The sequence below is a fragment of the Pelagibacterium halotolerans genome (assembly GCF_044811015.1).
GTDB lineage: Bacteria > Pseudomonadota > Alphaproteobacteria > Rhizobiales > Devosiaceae > Pelagibacterium > Pelagibacterium halotolerans_A.
Window position 1 is genome coordinate 2,364,911 of the sequence record NZ_CP085243.1, and the last position, 22,368, is coordinate 2,387,278.

Here is a 22,368-nt window from a genome sequence, read left to right on the forward strand (position 1 = left end):
TTCACGCGGCTTTTAAGCCGAATATGAAAAGTGTGTTCGGTACGGCACGGGAACGTTTGCGAGCCGGGTCATGACGAGAACGTCCGTGGTGCCGAAATCGGGATCGATAGCAGCCTCGGCGCTGATATAGGCGCCGAGCGCGAGATAGCCGCGCAGGAGGGGCGGCAAAAGGCGGCGCAAAATGGCTTGGGGCCGGTCCTGCGGGACGATGGGGACAGCCCGGTCGGGATGCGCATGGACGGTCCAACCGGAAGGCGCCGGGGCGGTATTTGCGAGGAAGCCGAGAGCCTTTGCGTGGCGGGTGGGATCGGCGCCGGGGAAGCTCGCGGTGCCGAAATAGACGTCGATGCCCTTATTGCGCGCATAGGCCGCGAGACCGGCCCAGAGCGCGTGCATCGCCGCGCCGCGCCGGTGGGCAGGGGCGATGCAGGTGCGGCCGACCTCGCAGAAGGTTAGCCCCGGATGGCGTGCGAAAAGGGGCGCGACATCGAACTCGGCTTCGGCGTAAAAGTCCGTGCGGGTGGCCGGGGCAGGCAGGAGACGCGCCGTGCCGGCGAGGCTGCCGGTTGTCCGGTCCGCGATGAGGAGGTGGTCGCAGAGAGCGTCGAAGCGGTCGGCATCGGGGAGGCCGAAGACGGTCCGGCGCAAGCTGTGCGCAGCATCGCGGTCGGTTTGGGAGACGGCGAGGCGGACGTCGAAATGACCCGCGCGGACGAGGGGCGGCGGGAGGATGGCACTGGCATCATGCAGAAGGGCCGAGGCCTTCATCCTACCCCTTACCCGATCTCGAACCGGCACCAGTGCCGATAGGGCACGTCCGGTGTCACGATGATCGAGGGGAAGTGGGCATGCGCGAGGGCGCCGGGGAATTTCTGGTCTTCGAGGCAGAGGCCCGAATGCTGACCGTAATAACGCCCGCCGATGCCGGGGACCGGGCAGTCTGTCCAGACCGCGTTATAGAACTGCACGCCCGGACGGTCGGAGAAGAGTTTCAGGGTCAGGTCGCCCTCCGGGGCCGTGACGATGGCGAGGGGGTCGTCGAGATTGCGGGCGGTGGGGAGGACCAGATTGACGTCGTAATTGAGCGGATTGCCCGCCGCGTCGCGGAGCGTGCGGGGTTCGCGCAGGTCATATTGCGTGCCGTAGACCGGCAGAAGCGCGCCGGTGGGCAGAAGGTTCTCATCGACCTCGGAATAGGCGCTCGCCAAGGTCTGAACCTTATGATCGAGGATCGTGTCGGTGGTGCCGAGGTTGAAATATTGGTGCTGGACGAGGCTGATGGGCGTGGGGCGGTCGGGCATGGCCGAGAGCTCGAGCGTGAGCGCATTGCCTTCGAGCCTGTAGACCGCCTCGAAATTGACGTTGCCGGGGAAGCCCATGGCCCCGTCGGGGGAGAAGTGGGTGAACCGGATCGCGTTGGCGGCTTCGTCGGTTTCCATGTCCCAGACCTGGCGCCCGAGCCCCTCGGGGCCGCCGTGGAGGCAGCTGCCGGTCTGGTTTTCCGGCAATGTGTAGGTCTTGCCATCGAGGGTGAACTTGGCGCCAGCGATGCGGTTGGCGACGCGGCCGGCGAGCGAGCCGAAATGGGGGGAATGTTCGGGATAGGGGTCGAAGGTTTCGAACCCCAGCGCGACGGGACGCAAACCGCCGGAGACCGGTACGCGCCAATCGCGCACGGTGACGCCCCAGTTCAAAGCCGAGATCTCGACGCCCGTATCGGAAACGAGCCGCGCCTCGTCGACGCGCTTGCCGTTGAATTCGCCCGCTTGCGTGACCGAAATGGTCATTTTCGTCCCTCCCTCATCGGTAGTGCCCGCATTTCCCCTATCACCATTTCCGCGAAGATGGCGAGCCGAGACTTGACGGATTCGCGGCCGCGCTGCAATGAGTATCGTACCTCAGAACGAGGGAGAGGAGGCTTACAGTGGGCATGGAGCGGTCCGACAGGGTGACGGTGCACGACCTCGCCAAGGCGGCGGGGGTATCGCTGGCGACGGTCGACCGGGTGCTCAATGGGCGCGCCGGGGTACGGCCGGCGACGATCGAAAAGGTCGAGGCCGCGATTGCCGCGATCGGGTACAGGCGGGATTTCACCGCCTCGATGCTGGCGCGGGCGCGCGACATAAGGCTCGTTTTCCTCTTGCCGGACGGGACCAACCAATTCATGGCCAAGCTCGCCGACGCCGTCGAAAGCGCGGGGGCCAATGCGCGGTCCGAACGCGGGCACTTCGCGCTCCAGCGCGTCAAGGCGATGGAGCCGCACGCGCTTGCGGACGCGCTCGATGCGTTGACGCTTCCAGCCTGCGATTGTGCGGTGGTCGTCGCCATCGACAAGCCGGTGGTGCACGCCGCGGTCGCGCGGGCCAATGCGCGCGGGATCAAGGTCGTAACGCTGGTCTCCGACCTGCCCGGATCGGCGCGGCGGGCCTTTGTGGGGGTCGACAATATCGCGGCGGGGCGCACGGCGGCCTCGCTCATGGGACGGTTTTTGCCCGAGGGAAGCGCGGTGGGGCTCGTTGCGGGGTCGATGGGACTGATCGACCACGCCGAGCGCGTCAAGGGGTTCCGGGCGGTTGTCGACGCCGAATTCCCGACGCTGACGGTCAAGGGGCCGATCGAGGGGTATGACGAATTTACCCCGACCTACGAGAAGGCGCTCGCTTTCTTGAAGGAGAACCCGGAACTTGGGGGTATCTACAATGTGGGCGCGGGTAATGCGGGGCTCGTGATGGCGATCAACGAGGCGGGGCGCTCCGATTTGCGGGTCATCGCGCACGAATTGACCGGGCCGACGCGGGCGGCGCTCACCTCCGGGGTGATCGACTGCGTCATCGACCAGGATCCGGACGCGGAAATCCGCGCGGTGTGGGCCGAGGCCAAGCGGCTGGTGCTCGGGCCCGACGCCGCGCCGGCGCCCGGGGAGATCGAGATTAAGGTTTTCCTGCGGGATAATATGCGCTAGGAATTCGAGCTATTCCAAATCCGAGGACAAGCTGCCGGAAAACGGTGCGCGCCTTATGAGGAGTTTTCATTATGATCGATTTTGAGGTACGTGCCTCATGAGTGCTTATCTCGGTCTCGATATCGGGACATCCGGGGTCAAGGCTGTCGTGATCGACGGGGCGGGGATGGTGCTGGGAGAGGCCACAGCGCCGCTTTCGGTGTCGCGGCCCAAGCCGGGATGGTCCGAGCAGAATCCCGCCGATTGGTGGGATGCGGTCCTGAAGGCCGTCGATACGCTGGCCAAGGACCGGCCCGAGGCAATTGCCGCAGTGGCTGGGATCGGGCTTTCGGGGCAGATGCACGGGGCGACGCTGCTTGACGCGGAGAACCAGGTCATCCGTCCGGCGATCCTCTGGAACGATGTGCGCTCGGATGTCGAATGCGCGGAACTCGAGGCGGCGGAACCGCGCAGCCGGGAGATTTCAGGCAATATCGCGATGCCGGGGTTCACGGCGCCCAAGCTTTTGTGGGTCAAAAAGCACGAGCCTGAGCATTTTGCGCGCACCGCAAAGGTGCTGCTGCCCAAGGATTATGTGCGGTTTCTTTTGACCGGCGGGTTCGTTTCGGAGATGTCGGATGCGGCGGGAACGCTGTGGCTCGACGTTCAGAAGCGCGACTGGTCGGACGATCTTTTGCGCGCCACCGGGCTCGAGCGTTCGCACATGCCCGGTCTCGTCGAGGGTTCGGCGGTGTCCGGCACGCTCAAGGACGACCTCAAGTCCCGCTGGGGGATGACCGGTGACGTCGTTATTGCCGGGGGCGGGGGCGACAATGCGGCCTCGGCCTGCGGGATCGGCGCGGTGTCGCCGGGCGAGGGGTTCGTTTCGCTGGGGACCTCCGGCGTGCTGTTCGTTTCGAACGAAAAATTCCGGCCCAATACCGAGGGCGCGGTGCATGCGTTCTGCCACGCCATCCCCGATACCTGGCACCAGATGGGCGTTTTTTTATCGGCGACCGATAGCCTCAACTGGCTCGCCAAGCTTGTCGGGCAGGAGGCGGCGACGCTCACCACGGCGGTGGCCGGGGAATATGCAGGGCCCGGAGAAGAGATATTCCTGCCCTATCTTTCGGGCGAGCGCACGCCGCACAACAACGCGCATGCGCGCGGGTCGTTCGTGGGGCTCTCGCACCTTTCGGACGCGCGGACGATGGCGCAGGCGGTGATGGAAGGCGTGGCGTTTGCCGTCAGGGATTGCCAGCGTGTGCTTTCGGATGCCGGAACGACGATCGAGACGCTGATCGCCGTTGGCGGGGGGTCGCGGTCCGAGCTTTGGCTCGAAATGATCGCGACCAACCTCAAAATGGAAATCGCCGTGCCCGAGGCGGGCGATTTCGGCGGCGCGTTCGGCGCGGCGCGGCTGGGGCTGATCGCGGCGACGGGGGCCGACCCCAAAGCCGTCTGCGAAAACCCCAAAATCGCCAAGACCATTTCACCCAGGGCGGAGCTGATCTCCGCCTATGACGAACAGTACCGGCGCTTTTCCGCGCTTTATCCGGGTATCGAGGAGGCCCGCAAGTAAAATGACCGATTTCTTCAAAGGCATCGAGAAGGTCCGCTACGAAGGGCCCGAGAGCACCAATCCGCTGGCCTTCCGGCACTACAACCCGGACGAAATCGTTCTGGGCAAGCGGATGGAAGACCATCTGCGGTTCGCCGTGGCCTATTGGCACTCATTCGCTTGGGAAGGCGGGGACCCGTTTGGCGGGCGGACGTTCGAGCGGCCCTGGTTCGACGGGGAAATGGATGCGGCGAAACTCAAGGCCGACGTGGCCTTCGAGATGTTTTCGCTTTTGGGCGCACCCTATTTCTGCTTCCACGACGCGGACGTGCGGCCCGAGGGTGAAAGCTTTGCCGAATCGACGAAGCGCTTGAACGCACTCGCCGACATTTTCGAAAAGAAGATGGCCGAGACGGGCGTGAAGTTGCTCTGGGGCACCTCGAACCTCTTTTCGAACCGGCGCTTCATGTCGGGCGCGGCGACCAATCCCGATCCGGACGTCTTCGCCTATGCCGCGGCGACGATCAAATCGAATATGGACGTCACCAAACGGCTCGGCGGCGAGAACTACGTGCTTTGGGGCGGCCGCGAGGGCTATGAAACGCTGCTCAACACCCGCATGGGCCAGGAACTCGACCAGATGGCGCGGATGCTCTCCATGGTGGTCGACTATAAGCACAAGATCGGGTTTACCGGCACGATCCTCATCGAGCCCAAGCCGCAGGAGCCGACCAAGCACCAGTACGACTACGACGTGTCGACGGTCTACGGGTTCTTGAAGAAGTACGGGCTCGAAAACGAGGTGAAGGTCAATATCGAGGTGGGGCACGCCATTCTTGCCGGCCACACCTTCGAGCACGAGATCGCCATGGCGGCGGCGCACGGGATTTTCGGGTCCATCGACATGAACCGCAACGACATGCAGTCGGGCTGGGATACCGATCAGTTCCCCAACAATGTGCCCGAAGTGGCGCTCGCGTATTATCATATTCTCAAGGCGGGCGGGTTCACGACGGGGGGCACCAATTTCGATGCGAAATTGCGCCGCCAGTCGATCGATCCCGAAGACCTGCTTTACGGGCATATCGGGGGGATGGACACCTGCGCGCGGGGATTGAAGGCCGCGGCGGCGATCATCGAGGATGGTGCTTACGATAAATTCCTCGAAGAGCGTTATGCCGATTGGCAGAAGCCCGAAGCGCAGGCGATGCTCAAGGGCGAACGGACGCTCGAGGAGATCGCCGCGCGGGTGGAAGCCGAGAACATCAACCCGCAGCCGCGTTCGGGCCGGCAGGAATATCTCGAAAACCTGATCAACCGGTTCGTTTGAACACAAAGACGAGTCCTTTCACGCGCTGGACAGCGCGTGGCTGGTTTCCGGGGACAAGCCCCGGAATGATGGGTGGGGGGCGATTTGCGGCTGCTTGTCGCTGCTTGCCTCTGCCCCTCCGCGTCGTATCCCCGGGGGCTTGTCCCCGGGGTTCAGTGCCAAGTGCACAGGACTTTATGAGGAGGAGACCCCATGCCCTTGCGCCCCAATCCCATTCTGCCGGGGTTCAACCCGGACCCCTCGATCTGCCGGGTCGGGGATGACTATTTTATCGCGACCTCGACCTTCGAATGGTTTCCGGGCGTGCAGATCCATCATTCGAGAGACCTTGCGAACTGGGAGCTGATCACGCGGCCTTTGACCCGCAAGAGCCAGCTCGACATGCGCGGGAACCCCGACAGTTGCGGGATCTGGGCGCCGTGCCTCAGCCATGACGGGGAGAAATTCTGGCTGGTTTATACCGACGTCAAACGCAAGGACGGCAACTTCAAGGACGCGCATAATTATATCGTCACCGCTACCGATATCATGGGGCCGTGGTCGGACCCCGTTTATGTCAATTCCTCGGGGTTCGACCCGTCGCTTTTTCACGACGATGACGGGAAAAAGTGGTTTCTCAACATGCTCTGGGACCACCGCTCGCGGAACCACCGGTTCGCCGGGATCGCGCTGCAGGAATTCGACCCTGAGGCCGGAAAATTGGTGGGGGAACGCAAGAACATCTTCCGGGGCTCGCCGCTCAAACTCGTCGAAGGGCCGCATCTTTATAAGCGGGAAGGCTGGTATTACCTCCTCACCGCCGAGGGTGGCACCGGGTATGACCACGCCGCGACGCTGGCGCGGTCGCGGTCGATCGGCGGGCCCTACGAGCTCCATCCGGACATGTATGTGGTGACGGCCAAGGACGACCCGCTTCATCCGCTGCAGCGCGCGGGGCATGGCGATATCGTCGAGACGCCTGACGGGGACACCTATATCGTCCACCTCACGGGCCGCCCGACGACGCAGAAGCGGCGCTGCGTATTGGGCCGCGAGACGGCGCTGCAAAAGGCGGTCTGGAAGGACGATGGCTGGCTTTACCTCGAAGCGGGGACGAATTTGCCCCAGACCGAAGTCGAGGTGCCGGGCACCTATGATGACGCCGCGTTCAACGCCGAGCGTCGGTACGCATTTTCCGCCGGACAGCCACTTCCTATCGACTTTCAGTGGCTCAGAACGCCCGAGCCCGAGCGGATTTTCTCGCTCGACGCGGCGCCTGGGAAACTGCGGCTTTACGGGCGCGAATCGATTGCGTCCTGGTTCGAACAGGCATTGGTCGCGCGCCGCCAGCAGCATTTCGACTACGAGGCGGAGACGGAGGTTACGTTTTCACCGCGGGACGAGCGGCAGATGGCGGGGCTCATCGCCTATTACGGGCGGTACGATTTCCACTATCTGGCTCTGACGGCAGAAGAAGACGGCACGCCGCAACTCGAGGTGATCTCCTCAATCGTTTCCCATCCGGAAGGAAGCCTCACCTATTCGGGCGAGCCCGTGCGGGTCGGGCGCGGGCCGGTCAGGATGAAGCTCAGGATAGAGGATTCGAAGCTGCAGTTCTTTTATGCCGAGGGCAGCGAAAGCTGGCGGGAGATCGGGCCCAAGCTCGACGCGTCGATCCTTTCGGATGAGTGCGGCGGGCATGCCGAGCACGGCAGTTTCACCGGCGCGTTTGTCGGGATGGCGGCGCATGACCTCAACGGCAGTGCGCGGGAAGCGGATTTTTCCCATTTCGTTTACCGGCCGGTTTGAGGTGGAAGCGGAGAAGTCCGCTATCTACAGGGCAATGGGGTGAAGCAGTTTCCTGCGGCATTTCTGGACGCACCGCGCCTGCCCCCTTCTCTCTCCGTCGTCCTCGCGCTTGACGCGAGGACCTGCAACACTTCCCATTGTGCAGTAGAAGTCGGGCGCACAGCGCAAGCGCGAAGCCCCCAACGCCTGCTCGGGATGCTTCGAGCTTGCAGGTCCTCGCGTCAAGCGCGAGGATGACGGCGTGGGGGAGGTGTTGGCGCGCAAACCTCTTGCGCAAAGCCGTAAAGCGGACGCATCGCCGGGCAATCGATTCACCCGATTGCCCTGACGCTAGCCAACCCTGAGATTGACCTCGATATTCCCCCGCGTGGCGTGGGAATAAGGGCAGATGATGTGAGCAGCGTCCATCCAGGTCTTGACCTGTTCCGCATCGTGGCCGGGAACGGTGGCGGTGAGGGTGACCTTCAAGCCCAACCCCTGCCCGTCGTCGCGCTTGCCCACCCCGACATCAGCGGACACCCTTGTATCGTCGGGCAGCTTGACGTTGTCCTTGCCGGCGGCCGCGCAGAGCGCGCCGAGATAGCAGGCCGCGTAGCCGGTTGCGAAGAGTTGTTCGGGGTTGGTGCCGTCCCCACCCGGACCGCCCATTTCCTTGGGGCTCGAGGTTTTGACGTCGATCTTGCCATCGTCGGTGCTCGAATGCCCGTCATGGCGTCCGCCGCCGGTGGCGCTTGCGTGTGCGGTATACTGGATTTCCATTATGACCTCCAAAGCCCTGCTGCGTAGAGCCTGTAGAACGCACAGCCCCGCATGGAGGTTCAATGACAAAGGGCGGCCCTGGTGGAGCCGCCCTTTTCTTCGCGAGAGCAGGAACCTCTTACGCGGCCTCGGCGGCCTGGACGTGGAGGTTGACGGCAATATTGCCGCGTGTGGCGTTGGAATAGGGGCAAACGGCGTGGGCGCGCTCAACGATCGATCTGGCGGTTTCGGCGTCAAGACCGGGGATGTGGGCGCTCAAATCGACGGTCAGGCCGAAGCCCTCGCCATCGGTGCGCTTGCCGAAGCCGACGGCAGCCGAAACGGTGGCGTCTTCGGGCAACTTGATCTTGTCCTGGCCGGCGACAAACTTCATCGCGCCCAGAAAACAGGCCGAATAGCCCGAGGCGAAAAGCTGTTCGGGGTTGGTACCCTCGCCGCCCGAGCCGCCCATTTCCTTGGGGGTCGAGAGTTTGACGTCGATCTTGCCATCGTTGGTTCGGGCGTGACCTTCGCGGCCGCCGGTGGATATGGCATGAGCTGTGTAGAGGACCTGCATTGCGGTCTCCTTTCGTGTTTGACCGGCGCCTGACGCGCCGTTTGGGAACAAAGGGACGCTAGCGTGATTTTATATTGTGCGCAATATAATTTTGTGCGATATATTTTTCATGACAGCACAGACTGATACCCGCCGCACATTCCCGCCCGAACAACAGCTTTGCTTTGCGGTTTACGCCGCCGGGCAGGCCTTCACGCGGCTTTACCGGCCGCTTCTGGCGCCGCTCGGGCTCACTTATCCGCAATATCTCGTCATGCTCACGCTCTGGGATGGCGATGGCGTACCGATTTCTGCGATCGGGCATCGGCTGGGGCTCGATACGGGCACGCTGACGCCGCTGTTGAAGCGGCTTGAGGCCAACGGGCTCGTGACACGCACGCGGAGCGCCGAGGACGAGCGGAAGGTGGTGATCGCACTGACGGAGAAGGGGCGGATGCTCGAAAAAGACGCGGCGGGGATTCCCGAGGCGGTGGCCTGCGCGAGCACGCTCGACGTCGGGGGGATTGTGGCGTTGCGGGAGGAGATTCAGGCGCTGACACGGGCGCTCAATGCAGATGCTGCGTGCCGGGTGGGGGAGACGGCTTAGCCTTTGGGGGCCGCTCTGCCCGGCCCTCGCCGCAGGCTCGGGCGTTCGTCGCTCAAAAAGGTCCACCGGACCTTTTTGCCCGCCTTACGGCGGACCGCTCTGCCGGCCCTCCGCTCACGCTCCGGGCGTTCGTCGCTCAAAAAGGTCCACCGGACCTTTTTGCCCGCCTTACGGCGGACCGCTCCTCACCCCCATATACAGATTCTCCATCCGTTGGCCGTCATCTGCCGGAAACCGGTGATCCGCGGGCGGATGTGCGCGCTGGCCGCATTCGCGGCGGGGGCAGATGCGGCAACCCACGCCGATGGGAACGGCGCCGCCGGGGGCGTTCAAATCGATGCCATCGGCATAGATCATCTTGTCCGCATGGGCCGCCGAACACCCCAGCCCGATCGAAAGGTGGCGTTTGGGCGCGTTATAGGCATGACCGCCCTTGGTTTCGGCGCGTGCGATGCAGAAATAGCGCGCGCCATCGGGCATCTGGCTCACCTGGACGTTGATTTGGCCGGGATTCAAAAACGCCGCATAGACATTCCAGCGCGGGCAGGCGCCCGAATGGCGCGGGATATGGATGCCCGAAAGCGAAAAGCGCTTGGAGATATTGCCCGCGATATCGGTCCTCACCAGGTGGAGCGGAATGCCGCTCATGCCCGGGCGCTGGAGCGTCGTCATGCGGTGGCAGACCTGCTCGAAACTCGCGCGGAAGCGCCGGCCGATGCGCTCGATATCGTAACGTGTGTCACGGCAGGCGATAAAGAAGGGCTCATAGGGCATGATGAGCGCGGCGGCGACGTAGGACGCCAAGACATTGCGGGCGAGCCCGACCGAATCGGGCTGGGGCAGGGTGCTCGCTTCAATCAGCGCCATGATTTCAGCCTCCGCGCTCAACAGCGCGGCTTGCTGGGCCATGGCAAAGAGCGCGGATTCGGGCTCGAGGATATCGGCGATGGCGAGGACGCGCCCGCCCTCCTCCATCCGGCGCACGACGCCGGTGGGGAGCGAGGCCAGCCGCACCTCGATGCCGAAGACGTTGAAGAGGTAGGTTCTCAAGCCCTGTTCGAACCCTTCCGCCGCATTATCGATATCGGCGCGCACGCGCGCGGCGGCCGCCTCAAGTGTGGGGAAGTAATTGGCTTCGGATTGAAGGAAATCCGACACCGCCTCGGTCACGAGGTTATACCCCGATTGCGGCGCCTCTTGGTGGGCTTCGGGTCGCTGGAACTGCTTGAGCTGATCGAAGAGTTTCAAGACCGCGCGGCCGACCGCCGGGTGGTTGGCGGCGAGATCGCGGATATCCTGGTTGGTCAAATCACTGTCGGCGAAAATATCGTCGCCGAAAAGCTCCATCAGATCGCCCGCGAGCCGCCCGTCGTCGCTCTCGGCCAACTCTCCCGGCTCGACGCCGAAATAGCCCGCGACGCGGAAGAGGAGCGGCACGGTGATGCGGCGGCGGTTGTGTTCGATCAGATTGAGATAGCTTGCGGAGATCTCCAACGTTTCGGCGAGCTGGGCCTGGCTTAAACCCTTCTGGCGCCGCAAGCGCTTGATCCGCCCGCCGATTTGCGGCTCGGCACCCGCCATTTTCTCCTCCATTTCTTTACCGGATTTACAAAACCGGTGCTGTAAATTTGCAAAGCTTTACAGCTTAACCTCCTGATATTGCGTTTATTCTTGCGTTTTAGCCGCGTGTTGTCAATTCTTTACTCAAGCGAACGCGATGGTGCGTTCCACTGCTTTTGGAGAAGAGACATGCAGGCCCACAGCAACGAGACGGGTCAAACCGAAGACTTCATCACCATTATCGCGCCCTCGATGGCCGAAGTGATGGCGAGCTTCCGCGCACAGGGGCTCGCCGAAAAGCAATACGCCATCGTCCACCGCGCCGGCCGGCACAGCTTTACCGTCGCCCACGGCGAAGAGCCGGCGACGACGCTGTTTAACGGCATGCCGATGATCGCCGCGACGTTCGCGCGGCGGGGATAGGCGGCTCGGCGTTCGCCAAGAACACTCTGTCCTTCTCCCCTTGCGGGAGAAGGTGGCCGCGAAGCGATCGGATGAGGGGTGCCTGCAGCGTTTCCCATAGCCCAACCTCGGTGCTCGATCGCAGCCGCGCACCCCTCATCCGACCTTTCGCTGGCGCGAAAGCCACCTTCTCCCTCAAGGGGAGAAGGGGACATGTGGCAAATGCCCAGTTTCATCATACCCTTGGAGGAGACCACCAATGCTCGATAGACCGAACCCCGAAACCGGCCGTACGGCCTTCCCCACTCCCGAGTGGGCGCCCGATCGCTGGACCAATATCGCCCGGGATTACTCCGCGGACGACGTCAAAAAACTCGCAGGCTCGCTGCCGATCCGGCATTCGCTGGCCGAGAACGGGGCAAAGCGGCTCTGGGAATTGCTGCATACGGAGGACTATGTGCCGACGCTGGGGACCTTCACCGGCAACCAGGCGGTGCAGCAGGTCAAGGCCGGGCTTAAGGCGATCTATCTTTCGGGTTGGCAGGTGGCGGCGGACGCCAACACTTCGGGGAACATGTATCCCGACCAGTCGCTTTATCCCGCCGACTCGGTGCCCGCGATTGTCCGGCGCATCAATAAGGCGCTGCAGCGAGCCGACCAGATCCAGACGATGGAGCGGCTTGAGGGCAAATCCCATGCCGATATCGATTATTTCGTGCCGATCATCGCCGATGCGGAGGCCGGGTTCGGCGGCGCGCTCAACGTCTTTGAACTCATGAAGGCGATGATCGAGGCAGGCGCCGCGGCGGTCCATTTCGAGGATCAGCTCGCCAGCGAAAAGAAATGCGGACATCTGGGCGGCAAGGTGCTGGTGCCCACGCGCACCTTTATCCGCACATTGAACGCGGCGCGGCTCGCCGCCGATGTGATGGGGGTGCCCACGCTCATCATGGCACGGACGGACGCGGAAGCGGCGCAACTCATCACCTCGGATGTCGACGAATACGACGCGCCGTTCATCACCGGGGAGCGGACAGAGGAAGGGTTCTATCGCTTGAAGGGCGGGTTCGATGCCGCGATCGCGCGGGGGCTGGCCTATGCGCCCTATGCGGACTTGATCTGGTGCGAAACCTCGACGCCGAACCTTGCCGACGCGAAGCGGTTCGCCGAGGCGATCCGCAAGGAGCATCCGGATCAGATGCTCGCCTACAACTGCTCGCCCTCGTTCAACTGGGCGAAATATATGGGCGAAGAGGAGATGGCTGCGTTCCAGCGCGAGCTTGGGGCGATGGGGTACAAGTACCAGTTCATCACGCTCGCGGGGTTCCACAACCTCTCTTATACGACCTTCGACCTCGCCCGGCGGTACAAGGACCGCGGCATGGCCGCTTATTCGGAACTTCAACTGGCCGAGTTCGCCGCCGAGGCGCACGGGTTTTCGGCGACGCGGCACCAGAGGGAGGTGGGGACGAGCTATTTCGACGCCGTCGCAACAGCGGTTTCCAAGGGCCAGAGCGCGACCACGGCAATGGCGGGGTCAACCGAGACGGCGCAGTTCCACTGAGGAACGCGAGGACGGCGGGGATAATTTCCCCGCTGTTTTCCACCGGTTCTCCACAGGAAAATGATTCACGTGAAGCATTTTTCCTCGGGCTGATTTCACGTGAATCATCGACGACATCGCGGCACGCCGCGATGTCGTCTTCTTTCCAGCGCAGCTTTGTCGACGAAAAGGGGTTCCCGCTTTTCCGCACGCTGCGTGAGCCCGGACGCGCTGCTCCGGGCTCTTCTTTATGCGGCGGCAGGTATGCGCCGAGCATTCCGAACCGTAATGAAGGCCGCGAGGACGGCGAAAAAGCCTACGCCGATCCCCGAGGCGAAGACGACGATCATCGCCTCACGGATGCTGTCCGCGCTTTGCGCTGCCGCGAGGCCGGCCATGTTGGCGACAAGCCCGGCGATGGCCGCTCCGATGCTGTAGCCTGCGGACTGGATGGTGGGCACTGAGGCCCTGTCGCGCTCGCCGGGGCGGGCGGCTTCCATGATGGTTTGGTTGAGATAGGCCGCAGACGTGCCATAGCCGAAGCCGAGGAGCACCTGCCCGACGATGACGAGCCAGAGCGCATTGCGGGCAACCGCGAGGGTCGCGGCGATGAGGCCAAGCGCCAGCAATACCGGGCCGAGGCGGATGAGGATTTGCCGGCTGCCGACCGAAGCGACGCCGGAGACGAGGATAGCCATCGCGCTCCAGGCGACGGCCATGATCGCCCCGATGGCGCCCGCCAAAGTCGGTCCAAAACCCCAGAGGCTCTGGAGCGTGTAGACGAGATAGACCGCGACGCCCGCCTGCGCGACGGGCATCAGGAGAACGACCCAAAGTCCGGCGCCGACGGTATCGTGGAGGCGGAAGGCGTCCGTGGGGAAGAGTTTTTCCTTTGCGCCAGCGTCGCGGCGGACGATGGCGACCAGACCAATGCCAGCGAACGCCAGGCAAAGCGCCATCAGGAGCGGTTCACGTAGGATAGCGGCGACTGAAATCGCCATGATGGCAGCGCCGATCAGCACGAGCCTCACCAGGGGCAAGCGATCCGCCGAACCGGCTGTGGCGCGGTTGGGAACGATGCGCAAGGTGAGCGCGATGAACGTCGCGCCCAGGGGCAGATTGATCATGAAGGCGGCGCGCCAGGAGACGGTTTCGGTCAGAAACCCAGCGAGCGCGGGCCCGCCGAACGCCGCGAGCGCCCAGATGACCGATTCAGCGCCGAAAACGCGTGGCACGAGCGCCGAGGGGAAAAGCTCGGGGATGAGCGCGTAGCAGATCGCGGCAACGATGCCTTCGCCCAGCCCTTGCAATGCGCGGCCGACGAGCAGTTCGGGCATGCCGCCAGCAGCCGCAGCGAGCACGGACCCGGCAATGAAGACCGTTGCAGCCGCGATCAGCGCCAGGCGCGCGCCGAGCCGGGCCTTGAGGATGGACGCGCCGGCGCCCCCCATGATGGCGAAGACGAGAAAAACCGTGGTTGCCCAGGAGATAAAGGCTACGCCGTCGAGTTCGATTACGGCGGTCGGGATGGACGTCGAAACAAGAAAACCGTTGAAGGCAAGAAGCGCGACGCCGAGGCAGAGCGCAACTGTGGCGCCGAAATAGCGGGGCGAGACGATTGCAGTCCAACCCGTTTCCGAACCTCTGGCCATGACGGTCCCTCCTATTAAACAAGCATATTCTTGTTTAATTAAGAACAACGCGGCGGACAACCGGAAAAAGCAAAGGGCTTCGCAAATCGGCCATTTTCCTATACCAAGCGGGCAAAATCCGCCGGGCCTTGAGACCGACGGAAAGGCCTTGTCCTTCGGAGCGTATTGTTGAGCCAGACCACCGCACCCGCCGGCCATTTGAGCCGGCGTACCTTTGCGATCATTTCGCACCCCGACGCGGGTAAGACGACGCTGACGGAAAAGCTGTTGCTCAATTCCGGCGCGATCCATCTTGCCGGTGAAGTCAAGGAGCGCGGCGAGCGGCGGCGGACGCGGTCGGACTGGATGGAGATCGAGCAGAAGCGCGGGATTTCGATCACCTCCTCGGTGATGACGTTCGAGCATGACGGGCTGACGCTCAACCTGCTCGATACGCCGGGCCACGCGGACTTTTCCGAGGATACATACAGGACGCTGACGGCGGTCGATTCCGCGATCATGGTGATTGACGCGGCCAAGGGCATCGAGGCGCAGACGCGTAAGCTCTTCGAAGTGTGCCGGCTGCGGGATATCCCGATCATCACTTTTATCAATAAGGTCGACCGGGACGCGCGCGATACGCTCGAAATCCTCGACGAGATCATGGAAACGCTCGCGCTCGATACCGCGCCGATGATGTGGCCGCTGGGGTCGGGGGTCGATTTTTCCGGCATGATCGATCTCGAGCGCGGACGGTTCGTCACCGCCGAGGGTAACCCCGACGGCCCCGAGGGCGATGTCGACGCGGTCGTTGCGCGGTTTGCGAATACGCAGAACCACGCGGTTTCCGCCGCGCTCGAGGGGCTCGAGCTGGCGCGGGGCACCCTCCCGGAATTCGATATGGACGCCTATCGCGAGGGGCATCTGACGCCGGTCTATTTCGGCTCGGCGCTCAAATCGATCGGCGTGCGCGAACTGCTCGAAGCGGTTTGCACATTTGCGCCACCGCCACGCGTGCAGCCGGCTCACCCCGCGCCAGTCGATCCGGCCAATGCCAATTGCACCGGGTTCGTTTTCAAGGTCCAGGCCAATATGGACCCCAACCACCGCGACCGCGTCGCCTTCGTACGGCTGGCCTCGGGCACGATGACGCGCGGAATGAAGCTCAAGAATGTCCGCTCGGGCAAGGACCTGCGGGTTGCCAACCCCATGTTCTTTTTCGCCCGCGAGCGCGAATTGGCCGATTCGGCGATTGCCGGGGACGTGGTGGGCATCCCCAATCACGGCACGCTGAGCGTAGGGGATACGCTCACGGACGGGCCCGATGTGACGGTGACGGGGATCCCCAATTTCGCGCCGGAAATTCTCCGCCGTGTGCATTTGTCCGATACATCCAAGACCAAGCAGCTTGCGAAGGCTCTGACCGATCTTGCCGAAGAGGGCGTCGTGCAGGTGTTCAAGCCCTCGATCGGGGCGGGGTATTATGTCGGCGCTGTCGGACCGCTGCAGCTCGAAGTGCTCACGAGCCGCGCCGCGGTCGAATATTCGGTGCCGATCCGGATCGAACCGGCGCAATATGTCACCGCGCGCTGGGTGAAAGTGGGCGACGAGAAGGAATTCGAAAAGTTCGCCGCGCTCCACCGGCTCAACATCGCCGAGGACCGTTATGGCGACCCGGTGTTCCTGGCGCCGAGCCAGTGGGAAATCGACCGCTGCGCCAAGGATTTCCCCTCGCTGACCTTCATGACGACCAAGGATCGCGGGATCGCGGCATAGCACTACAGTTGCGCATTTAAGACGCTCGCAGCGTTCTGAGCACAAGCCGGAGTAATAGAGCGGCCGGATGTCCGGTGCCCTGCGCTCAATCTCTCCCCCGTCATCACCCGGATAAACCGGGTGATGACGGGGGGAGCAAAAAAACCCGCGACAACAAAAATCTAACCCTTTTCCATCACGCGGGCCATACCGATGGAAGCAGGCATGACGGGCTCAAAGCCGTATTTGGCATAGAGATGCTTTGCGTCGCCATCGGCAATGAGCGAAACATAAGCGCCCTCAGGCGCTTCACGTTCAAGATAATCGGTCAGCGCGGCCATGATCGCCTTGCCCAGACCCTTGCCCTGATGGCCGGGATCGACCGCGATATCGGTGATCTGATAGGCCGTTCCGCCATCCCCGATCACCCGCCCCATGCCCACCGGCGCACCGCCGTGCCGGATGACGACGGCGAAAAGTGTGTTTGGGAGGCCCCGTTCCATCGCCTCCCTGCCGCGTGGCGACAACCCGGAGACCGCCCGCAGCATGGCGAAGGTTTCGACATCCGGCACTTCGGCATGAAGCGTATAGCCAGGCGACGGCGACGCGCTTAAGGAGCTACTCATCTCTATGCTCATCGTCCAACGGGCCTCCAAACTCAAGCGTATCCTCCGTCCAGCCGAACGCCGCCAATTCCGCCTTCCGCCATTTGGCATCGTCGGCGACGATGAACTCGTCGAGCTGGGGCGGTTTTATTGCCGTGCCCGCGAGCATGGCGTGCGCCTGCCCGCGATGATGCGTCTGGTGCTGGAAGAGATGAGAAAGCACGTCGTCGAGCCGTTCGACCTGGATGCGGCCGGCGCGCTGGATTTCGATGGCGGTGCCGAGCGCGTCGGCGGTGAGGTTCTGCGTTAGCGCGCAGAGCTCGATGTCACTTTCCCGCTGCGCGGCGTAGAGCGCCTCGGCGGTATCGAACGGCTCCTCATTGTCGAAAGCCTTGAGCCCGAGGACCCCATCCATCATCGCATCGATATAGAACCAATCGACAATGAGGATGTGGTTGAGTGTCGCCTTGAGAGAAGGGAAAAAGCTCACGCGCTTCGCTGCGAACTCGGTCTGCGGCAGGGCCATGACCGCCTGGGCGAGGCGGTAATTGGCCAGCGCGTTGTTGAGCGCAAGCTTGCGGAATGTGCGCATGGGATCTGGGGCGGTCATCCGCTCACCATGTTCAATCGGTAGCTCAGCGCCTCCGCGATATGCGGCCGCGCTACCTTTTCGCTGCCTGCAAGATCCGCGAGCGTGCGGGCGACCTTCAAGACCCGATGATAGGCGCGGGCGGAAAGCTGGAAGGTTTCAGCCGCGCGCAGCAGGAGGTCGCGGCTTTCACTATCCGGGGCGACGACCTGCTCGATGAGCGCGGAACCGGCGCCGGAATTGGTGAAAACGTCGTTGGCACCCAGCGCCGCATAGCGATTGCGCTGGATATCGCGCGCCTTCGCGACACGGTCGGCCACCGCCGCGCTCGATTCTCCGGGTTCGCTGGCGATCATGTCGGCTGCGGAGACCGCGGGGACGTCGATGCGGATATCGATGCGGTCGAGGAAGGGGCCCGAGACGCGGCCCTGATAGTCGGTCGCGCACTTGTCCCCGCGCCGGCAGGTGTGGCCCGGCGTGCCGGCCATGCCGCATTTGCAGGGGTTCATGGCGGCGACGAGCTGAAAACGGGCGGGGTAGGTTACCCGCGCGTTGGCACGGGCGATGACGGTTTCGCCCGATTCGAGCGGCTGGCGCAGACTGTCGAGTGCCTGGGGCTGGAATTCGGGCAGTTCGTCGAGAAAAAGCACGCCGTTATGCGCGAGCGAGACCTCGCCGGGCTTGACCTTGAGGCCGCCGCCAACGAGCGCGGCCATGGAGGCGGAGTGGTGCGGGGCGCGGAAGGGGCGGATGTCGGAAATCTGCCCGCCCTTGATGGCGCCGGCGATGGACTGGATCATCGAGACGTCGAGCAATTCACGCGGACTCAAAGGCGGCAGAATCGAGGGCAGGCGGGCCGCGAGCATGGATTTCCCGGCACCCGGCGGCCCGACCATCAGGAAATTATGTCCGCCCGCGGCTGCGACTTCGAGCGCGCGGCGCGCGGTTTCCTGGCCGCGCAAGTCGGCGAGGTCGGGACCGCTATTGCCGGGCAATGCGGGAACGGGTTGCGGACGCGCGGCAATCTGCCGGCCCGCGAGGTGATTAACGAGCGCCAGGAGCGAGGGCGGGGCGATGATGTCGATCTCCTCGCCCGCCCAGGCGGCTTCGGCACCACAGGGCGCGGGGCAGATGATGCCCATATCCCGGGCGTTCGCGGCGATCGCGGCGGGCAAGATGCCGGTGACAGCGGTGACGCGCCCGTCGAGGGCGAGTTCGCCCAAAACCATGAAGCGCTCGACCATATCGCCGGGGATGGCGCCCATGGCGACCATCAGCCCCAATGCGATGGGGAGGTCGTAATGGCTGCCTTCCTTGGGCAAATCCGCTGGCGCGAGGTTGATCGCGATGTGTTTCGCCGGTAGCGCGAGGCCCGAGGCGATGAGCGCGGCGCGGACGCGCTCGCGGCTTTCGCCCACCGCCTTGTCGGGCAATCCGACGATATTGAATTTCGGCGTGCCGGGCGAAATCTGCACCTGCACGTCGACCGGCACCGCCTCGATGCCCTGAAAGGCCACCGTCGTGATCCGCGTGGTCATCCGTTAAGCCCCCAACGCCAACGCACCCAACTTTTATGCCGTAAAAGCTAGCAGCATCGGTTTATGAGGACAAGAACATTTCAGGAACGGAGTGCAGGACGCGGAATCGGTGCTGACGCATATGTGATTGCATTGCGGGAACTGCGCGGCGCGCAGTTCATTGTGCGGGGGATGAACAGGCGGATGACGCCCGCAAGATGAACAGACCGGCCCCAGATTGAGCGGCGGCCCCGATCGGGGTTGCTCCGTCAGGGTTCAAGGAGATCGACGATGACCATCCATGAGGGCGGTCGCGCGGTGCTCGTTGTCGAAGACGAGCCGCTCGTGCGGCTGGATATTGCTCAGGCACTCGCCACTGCCGGCTTTACGGTCATCGAGGCCGGAACCGCCGAGGAAGCGCTCGAAGCGCTGGCCGGGCGCACGGATATCGATCTGATTTTCACCGATATCGAGATGCCGGGACATCTGAGCGGGCTCGACCTCGTCCGGATCGTGCACGCGCGCTGGCCGGATATGCCGGTGCTCGTGACCTCGGGCATGCGCATGCCCGACGCGTCCGATCTCGCGAGGTTCTTTCCCAAGCCCTACGATGCGGCGAAGATCGTGACCGAGGCTCAGGCGCTGGCGGTTTAGCCTTTGCTTCCCTCCTCCCCGTCAGCGCCGGCGTGGCCCATCGGCGACGCCGGCGCTTTTTTACCTCTCATTAACCAGCCTTCTCAGCGCTTCCTTAAAGGAGAATGGGCGACAAAGCGGATTGATCGTCTTTTACTCAAATTGTCGAGTTCATCCGTTCCATGCCGCATGCCGCCGCGCCCCGCCGCCCCGGTTTTTTCACTCTTGCCAAAGCGATGCTGCCCGTTCTGGCGCTCGGCCTCCTGCTTTCGGCCTGCGCGCGCTATTATTCGGGCGACAACGATCCGCATCCGGGGGTTGCGCGTGCGCATTCCATGCCTGTGCAGGGGATCGACGTCTCGCGCCATCAGGGCGTTATCGACTGGCCCGCGGTTGCGCGCGGGGGCATCCGGTTCGCCTATATCAAGGCGACCGATGGCGGAGATCATCTCGACCCGATGTTCCGCACCAACTGGGAGCGGTCGCGCGCGGCGGGTATTCCGCGTGGCGCTTATCATTTCATCTATTGGTGCCGCCCGGCGAGCGAACAGGTCGCGTGGTTCGCCCAGAACGTTCCCGCGGACCCCGATGCGCTGCCTCCGGTGCTCGACCTCGAGTGGAACCACCAGTCCTCGTGCAAACCCGATCTGACCCGGGACGAGGCGTTGGCGATGATTCGCGAAATTCTCGCCGGCATGGAGCGGCATACGGGCAAGGTGCCGGTCATCTATACCGACATCACGTTCCACCGCGATATTCTGGCGGGCGAACCCTTCGACAATCCGATGTGGCTCAGATCGGTCGCCGCCGAGCCCCATGAGCGGTACGAAAACCGCGCCTATGCGTTCTGGCAGTTCACCCAGACCGGCGTGGTCTCGGGGATCAAAGGCGAGGTCGACCGCAACGTCTTTTACGGGTCGCCCGAGGAATGGGCGCAGTTCTTCCTTACCGGATGCGATCCGCGCACGTTCTACGCGCTTGCCGCGCAGGGGCGATGCCGGGCGATCAAATAGGGGATCAGCTCCCCGTCGCAACGCCCAACAACCCGCTCGCCTTGATGCCGTCGAAGACGAACTGAATGGCGAGCGCGGTCAGGAGAATGCCGACGACGCGGGAGACGACCGAAAGCCCGGTGAGGCCCAAAAGCCGCTGGATGGGGATGGCGACCAGAAGCGTGAGCCAAGCGAGAACCAGTACCACGACCAGTGCGCCGATGACGAGCCAATAGTCGAGATCCGATTTCGCACTGGTGGTCAAAAGGATCACCGCGCTGATGGCGCCCGGGCCCGCAAGCAGCGGCATGGCAAGCGGGAACACCGAAATATCCTCGCGCGCATGACCCTCGGCCTCTTCCTCGTCGGTCGTACCGGTCCCGCCCGAATGGCGGGCGAAGACCATATCGATGGCAATCAGGAGCAACAGGACGCCGCCCGCGGTGCGCAGGGCGGGGATCGTGACGCCGAAAATATCGAGAATCGCATGGCCGGCGAAGGCGAAGAACAAGAGGATCGTCGCGGCGATCACCACGCCGCGTGTCGCGAAGGCGAAGCGCTGGGCATTGGTGTTCTTCTGGGTGAGCCCTGCAAAGATGAAGGCGATGTCGGCGACCCCGACGGTGGCAAAGAGCGTCGCGAAGGCGACGAGAAAGGTCGATGTCATCTGCAATTCTTCGTTTGGTCGCATATGCGCTGACGCGGCCCTTCGGGTCGAACCGGAAAAATCTGTCAACTTTTCCCGAAAAACGCTCCGGAAGGGTCCCCGCGACTCAATTGGCCGCAGACTGGCAGGGGTTCGAGGTTAGGGCAAGACTCACCATATGCGTCCGGGCCATCCCGGCCCACCGGCCAAACTATCGAAAACGGTATCGGCCGAAATCAGAACCAGCCCTTTGGTGATGGCAGTCGCGCCTATGAGCCGGTCGAAAGGATCGCGATGCACCCAATCGAGGGTCGCGGCAAGGAGGCTCGCTTCGGGAGACAGTTCAAGCAGCCTCCCGCCCTGCTCGCCAGCCAGTGCAATCAGCCCATCGAGAAACGGCACCATCTCCGGCCATTTGCCAAGGCGCACTTTCTGACCGATCTCAAACAGGCTTATGGCGCTGATGGAAACCGTCTCCGCCTGCTCCATGGCGGTCGTTGCGGCCGGGGACAGGCGCGCATCGGCGGTCAGGGACCAAGCCCATGCGTGGGTATCGAGCAGAACGTGCCTCACACGTCCCCTTCCCAAAGTGCCAGTTCATCCTCGCCCATGGGCGCGAAGAAATCCGGCCCTGTCCCGGTGAGCTTGCCCTTCAAAAGGCCGATCGTGAACGCGCTATGGGCAATCGGAAGGATCCTGGCAACGGGTTTCTTACCCTTGGCAATGACGACCTCTTCACCCGCCAGCGCGGCCTCGATCAGTTTCGAAAGATTGGTTTTTGCCGCGTGGATAGTGACCTGCACTCCGGCCTCCTGTTAGCTAATGTAGCTAATATAGGGAACAAGCCGGTCGCTGACCACCCCCGGAGCTCTAACTTTACAGTTGCGCATTCAAGACCCGCGCGGCGTTCTGGACACAGGCCGGAATAATTGAGGTGCCGGATGTCCGGTACCCTGCGCACACTCTCTCCTCCG

22 protein-coding genes are annotated in these 22,368 nt (G+C 63.4%); 10 read left to right on the forward strand and 12 right to left on the reverse strand.

Annotated features, from left to right (window positions below; genetic code table 11):
• Positions 1 to 12: 12 nt before the first annotated feature.
• Together LG281_RS11595 and LG281_RS11600 are read right to left on the reverse strand one after the other, a co-directional pair.
• Positions 13 to 768, reverse strand: a complete 756-nt coding sequence (locus tag LG281_RS11595; RefSeq protein WP_404400817.1) for a GNAT family N-acetyltransferase — start codon at positions 766 to 768, stop codon at positions 13 to 15.
• An 8-nt stretch (positions 769 to 776) separates the two neighbouring features.
• The gene (locus tag LG281_RS11600; RefSeq protein WP_404400819.1) at positions 777 to 1,787 is read right to left on the reverse strand and encodes an aldose epimerase family protein; all 1,011 of its coding nucleotides are present in this window, start codon (positions 1,785 to 1,787) and stop codon (positions 777 to 779) included.
• Positions 1,788 to 1,930: 143 nt separating this feature from the next.
• Between LG281_RS11600 and LG281_RS11605 the strand changes: the two genes are divergently transcribed.
• The 4 genes from LG281_RS11605 (at position 1,931) to LG281_RS11620 (ending at position 7,620) form a co-directional block, all read left to right on the forward strand.
• A complete protein-coding gene (locus tag LG281_RS11605; RefSeq protein WP_404400821.1) occupies positions 1,931 to 2,962 on the forward strand; it encodes a LacI family DNA-binding transcriptional regulator in 1,032 nt (343 codons plus the stop codon).
• Between the two features lie 97 nt (positions 2,963 to 3,059).
• Positions 3,060 to 4,523: a xylulokinase gene (gene xylB / locus LG281_RS11610; protein ID WP_404400823.1), complete on the forward strand. Its 1,464-nt coding sequence runs from the start codon at positions 3,060 to 3,062 to the stop codon at positions 4,521 to 4,523.
• 1 nt (position 4,524) lies between these two features.
• Positions 4,525 to 5,832: a xylose isomerase gene (gene xylA / locus LG281_RS11615; RefSeq protein ID WP_404400825.1), complete on the forward strand. Its 1,308-nt coding sequence runs from the start codon at positions 4,525 to 4,527 to the stop codon at positions 5,830 to 5,832.
• 192 nt (positions 5,833 to 6,024) lie between these two features.
• Positions 6,025 to 7,620, forward strand: a complete 1,596-nt coding sequence (locus tag LG281_RS11620; protein ID WP_404400827.1) for a glycoside hydrolase family 43 protein — start codon at positions 6,025 to 6,027, stop codon at positions 7,618 to 7,620.
• 330 nt (positions 7,621 to 7,950) lie between these two features.
• On the opposite strand, the gene LG281_RS11625 is transcribed toward LG281_RS11620, so the two are convergent.
• Together LG281_RS11625 and LG281_RS11630 are read right to left on the reverse strand one after the other, a co-directional pair.
• Positions 7,951 to 8,379, reverse strand: a complete 429-nt coding sequence (locus LG281_RS11625) for an organic hydroperoxide resistance protein (RefSeq protein WP_404400829.1) — start codon at positions 8,377 to 8,379, stop codon at positions 7,951 to 7,953.
• Positions 8,380 to 8,497: 118 nt separating this feature from the next.
• Positions 8,498 to 8,935: an organic hydroperoxide resistance protein gene (locus LG281_RS11630; RefSeq protein ID WP_404400831.1), complete on the reverse strand. Its 438-nt coding sequence runs from the start codon at positions 8,933 to 8,935 to the stop codon at positions 8,498 to 8,500.
• Between the two features lie 109 nt (positions 8,936 to 9,044).
• Between LG281_RS11630 and LG281_RS11635 the strand changes: the two genes are divergently transcribed.
• Positions 9,045 to 9,521: a MarR family winged helix-turn-helix transcriptional regulator gene (locus tag LG281_RS11635; protein WP_404400833.1), complete on the forward strand. Its 477-nt coding sequence runs from the start codon at positions 9,045 to 9,047 to the stop codon at positions 9,519 to 9,521.
• Between the two features lie 168 nt (positions 9,522 to 9,689).
• Here LG281_RS11635 and LG281_RS11640 read toward each other — a convergent pair whose 3' ends face one another.
• Positions 9,690 to 11,102, reverse strand: a complete 1,413-nt coding sequence (locus LG281_RS11640) for a short-chain fatty acyl-CoA regulator family protein (protein ID WP_404400835.1) — start codon at positions 11,100 to 11,102, stop codon at positions 9,690 to 9,692.
• 168 nt (positions 11,103 to 11,270) lie between these two features.
• On the opposite strand from LG281_RS11640, the gene LG281_RS11645 reads away from it, so the two are divergent.
• Complete coding sequence (locus LG281_RS11645) at positions 11,271 to 11,504, forward strand: hypothetical protein (protein WP_404400837.1); 234 nt, start codon at positions 11,271 to 11,273, stop codon at positions 11,502 to 11,504.
• A gap of 238 nt (positions 11,505 to 11,742) precedes the next feature.
• On the forward strand, positions 11,743 to 13,047 hold the full coding sequence (aceA, locus tag LG281_RS11650) for an isocitrate lyase (protein WP_404400839.1): 1,305 nt from the start codon (positions 11,743 to 11,745) through the stop codon (positions 13,045 to 13,047).
• Positions 13,048 to 13,274: 227 nt separating this feature from the next.
• Here aceA and LG281_RS11655 read toward each other — a convergent pair whose 3' ends face one another.
• On the reverse strand, positions 13,275 to 14,678 hold the full coding sequence (locus tag LG281_RS11655; RefSeq protein WP_404400841.1) for an MFS transporter: 1,404 nt from the start codon (positions 14,676 to 14,678) through the stop codon (positions 13,275 to 13,277).
• Positions 14,679 to 14,846: 168 nt separating this feature from the next.
• On the opposite strand from LG281_RS11655, the gene LG281_RS11660 reads away from it, so the two are divergent.
• On the forward strand, positions 14,847 to 16,433 hold the full coding sequence (locus LG281_RS11660) for a peptide chain release factor 3 (RefSeq protein ID WP_404400844.1): 1,587 nt from the start codon (positions 14,847 to 14,849) through the stop codon (positions 16,431 to 16,433).
• Between the two features lie 161 nt (positions 16,434 to 16,594).
• Here LG281_RS11660 and LG281_RS11665 read toward each other — a convergent pair whose 3' ends face one another.
• From LG281_RS11665 to LG281_RS11675, 3 genes are read right to left on the reverse strand one after another with little or no spacing between them, the layout of a single operon-like run.
• Complete coding sequence (locus tag LG281_RS11665; protein ID WP_404400846.1) at positions 16,595 to 17,038, reverse strand: GNAT family N-acetyltransferase; 444 nt, start codon at positions 17,036 to 17,038, stop codon at positions 16,595 to 16,597.
• The gene (locus LG281_RS11670; RefSeq protein ID WP_404400848.1) at positions 17,031 to 17,627 is read right to left on the reverse strand and encodes a DinB family protein; all 597 of its coding nucleotides are present in this window, start codon (positions 17,625 to 17,627) and stop codon (positions 17,031 to 17,033) included. The genes LG281_RS11665 and LG281_RS11670 overlap by 8 nt, the downstream gene beginning before the upstream one ends.
• The gene (locus LG281_RS11675; RefSeq protein ID WP_404400850.1) at positions 17,624 to 19,144 is read right to left on the reverse strand and encodes a YifB family Mg chelatase-like AAA ATPase; all 1,521 of its coding nucleotides are present in this window, start codon (positions 19,142 to 19,144) and stop codon (positions 17,624 to 17,626) included. Before LG281_RS11675 ends, LG281_RS11670 begins: the two co-directional genes overlap by 4 nt.
• A gap of 270 nt (positions 19,145 to 19,414) precedes the next feature.
• Between LG281_RS11675 and LG281_RS11680 the strand changes: the two genes are divergently transcribed.
• Together LG281_RS11680 and LG281_RS11685 are read left to right on the forward strand one after the other, a co-directional pair.
• Positions 19,415 to 19,777: a response regulator gene (locus tag LG281_RS11680; protein WP_404400852.1), complete on the forward strand. Its 363-nt coding sequence runs from the start codon at positions 19,415 to 19,417 to the stop codon at positions 19,775 to 19,777.
• A 161-nt stretch (positions 19,778 to 19,938) separates the two neighbouring features.
• On the forward strand, positions 19,939 to 20,769 hold the full coding sequence (locus LG281_RS11685) for a GH25 family lysozyme (protein ID WP_404400854.1): 831 nt from the start codon (positions 19,939 to 19,941) through the stop codon (positions 20,767 to 20,769).
• 4 nt (positions 20,770 to 20,773) lie between these two features.
• On the opposite strand, the gene LG281_RS11690 is transcribed toward LG281_RS11685, so the two are convergent.
• From LG281_RS11690 to LG281_RS11700, 3 genes are all read right to left on the reverse strand, one after another.
• Positions 20,774 to 21,415 carry a MarC family protein gene (locus LG281_RS11690; protein ID WP_404400856.1) on the reverse strand — a complete coding sequence of 214 codons (642 nt, stop codon included), beginning with the start codon at positions 21,413 to 21,415 and terminating at the stop codon, positions 20,774 to 20,776.
• Between the two features lie 150 nt (positions 21,416 to 21,565).
• Positions 21,566 to 21,967: a type II toxin-antitoxin system VapC family toxin gene (locus tag LG281_RS11695; RefSeq protein ID WP_404400858.1), complete on the reverse strand. Its 402-nt coding sequence runs from the start codon at positions 21,965 to 21,967 to the stop codon at positions 21,566 to 21,568.
• Positions 21,964 to 22,197, reverse strand: coding sequence for a type II toxin-antitoxin system Phd/YefM family antitoxin (locus LG281_RS11700; protein ID WP_404400860.1), 234 nt, complete (start codon positions 22,195 to 22,197; stop codon positions 21,964 to 21,966). Before LG281_RS11700 ends, LG281_RS11695 begins: the two co-directional genes overlap by 4 nt.
• Between the last annotated feature and the right edge of the window lie 171 nt (positions 22,198 to 22,368).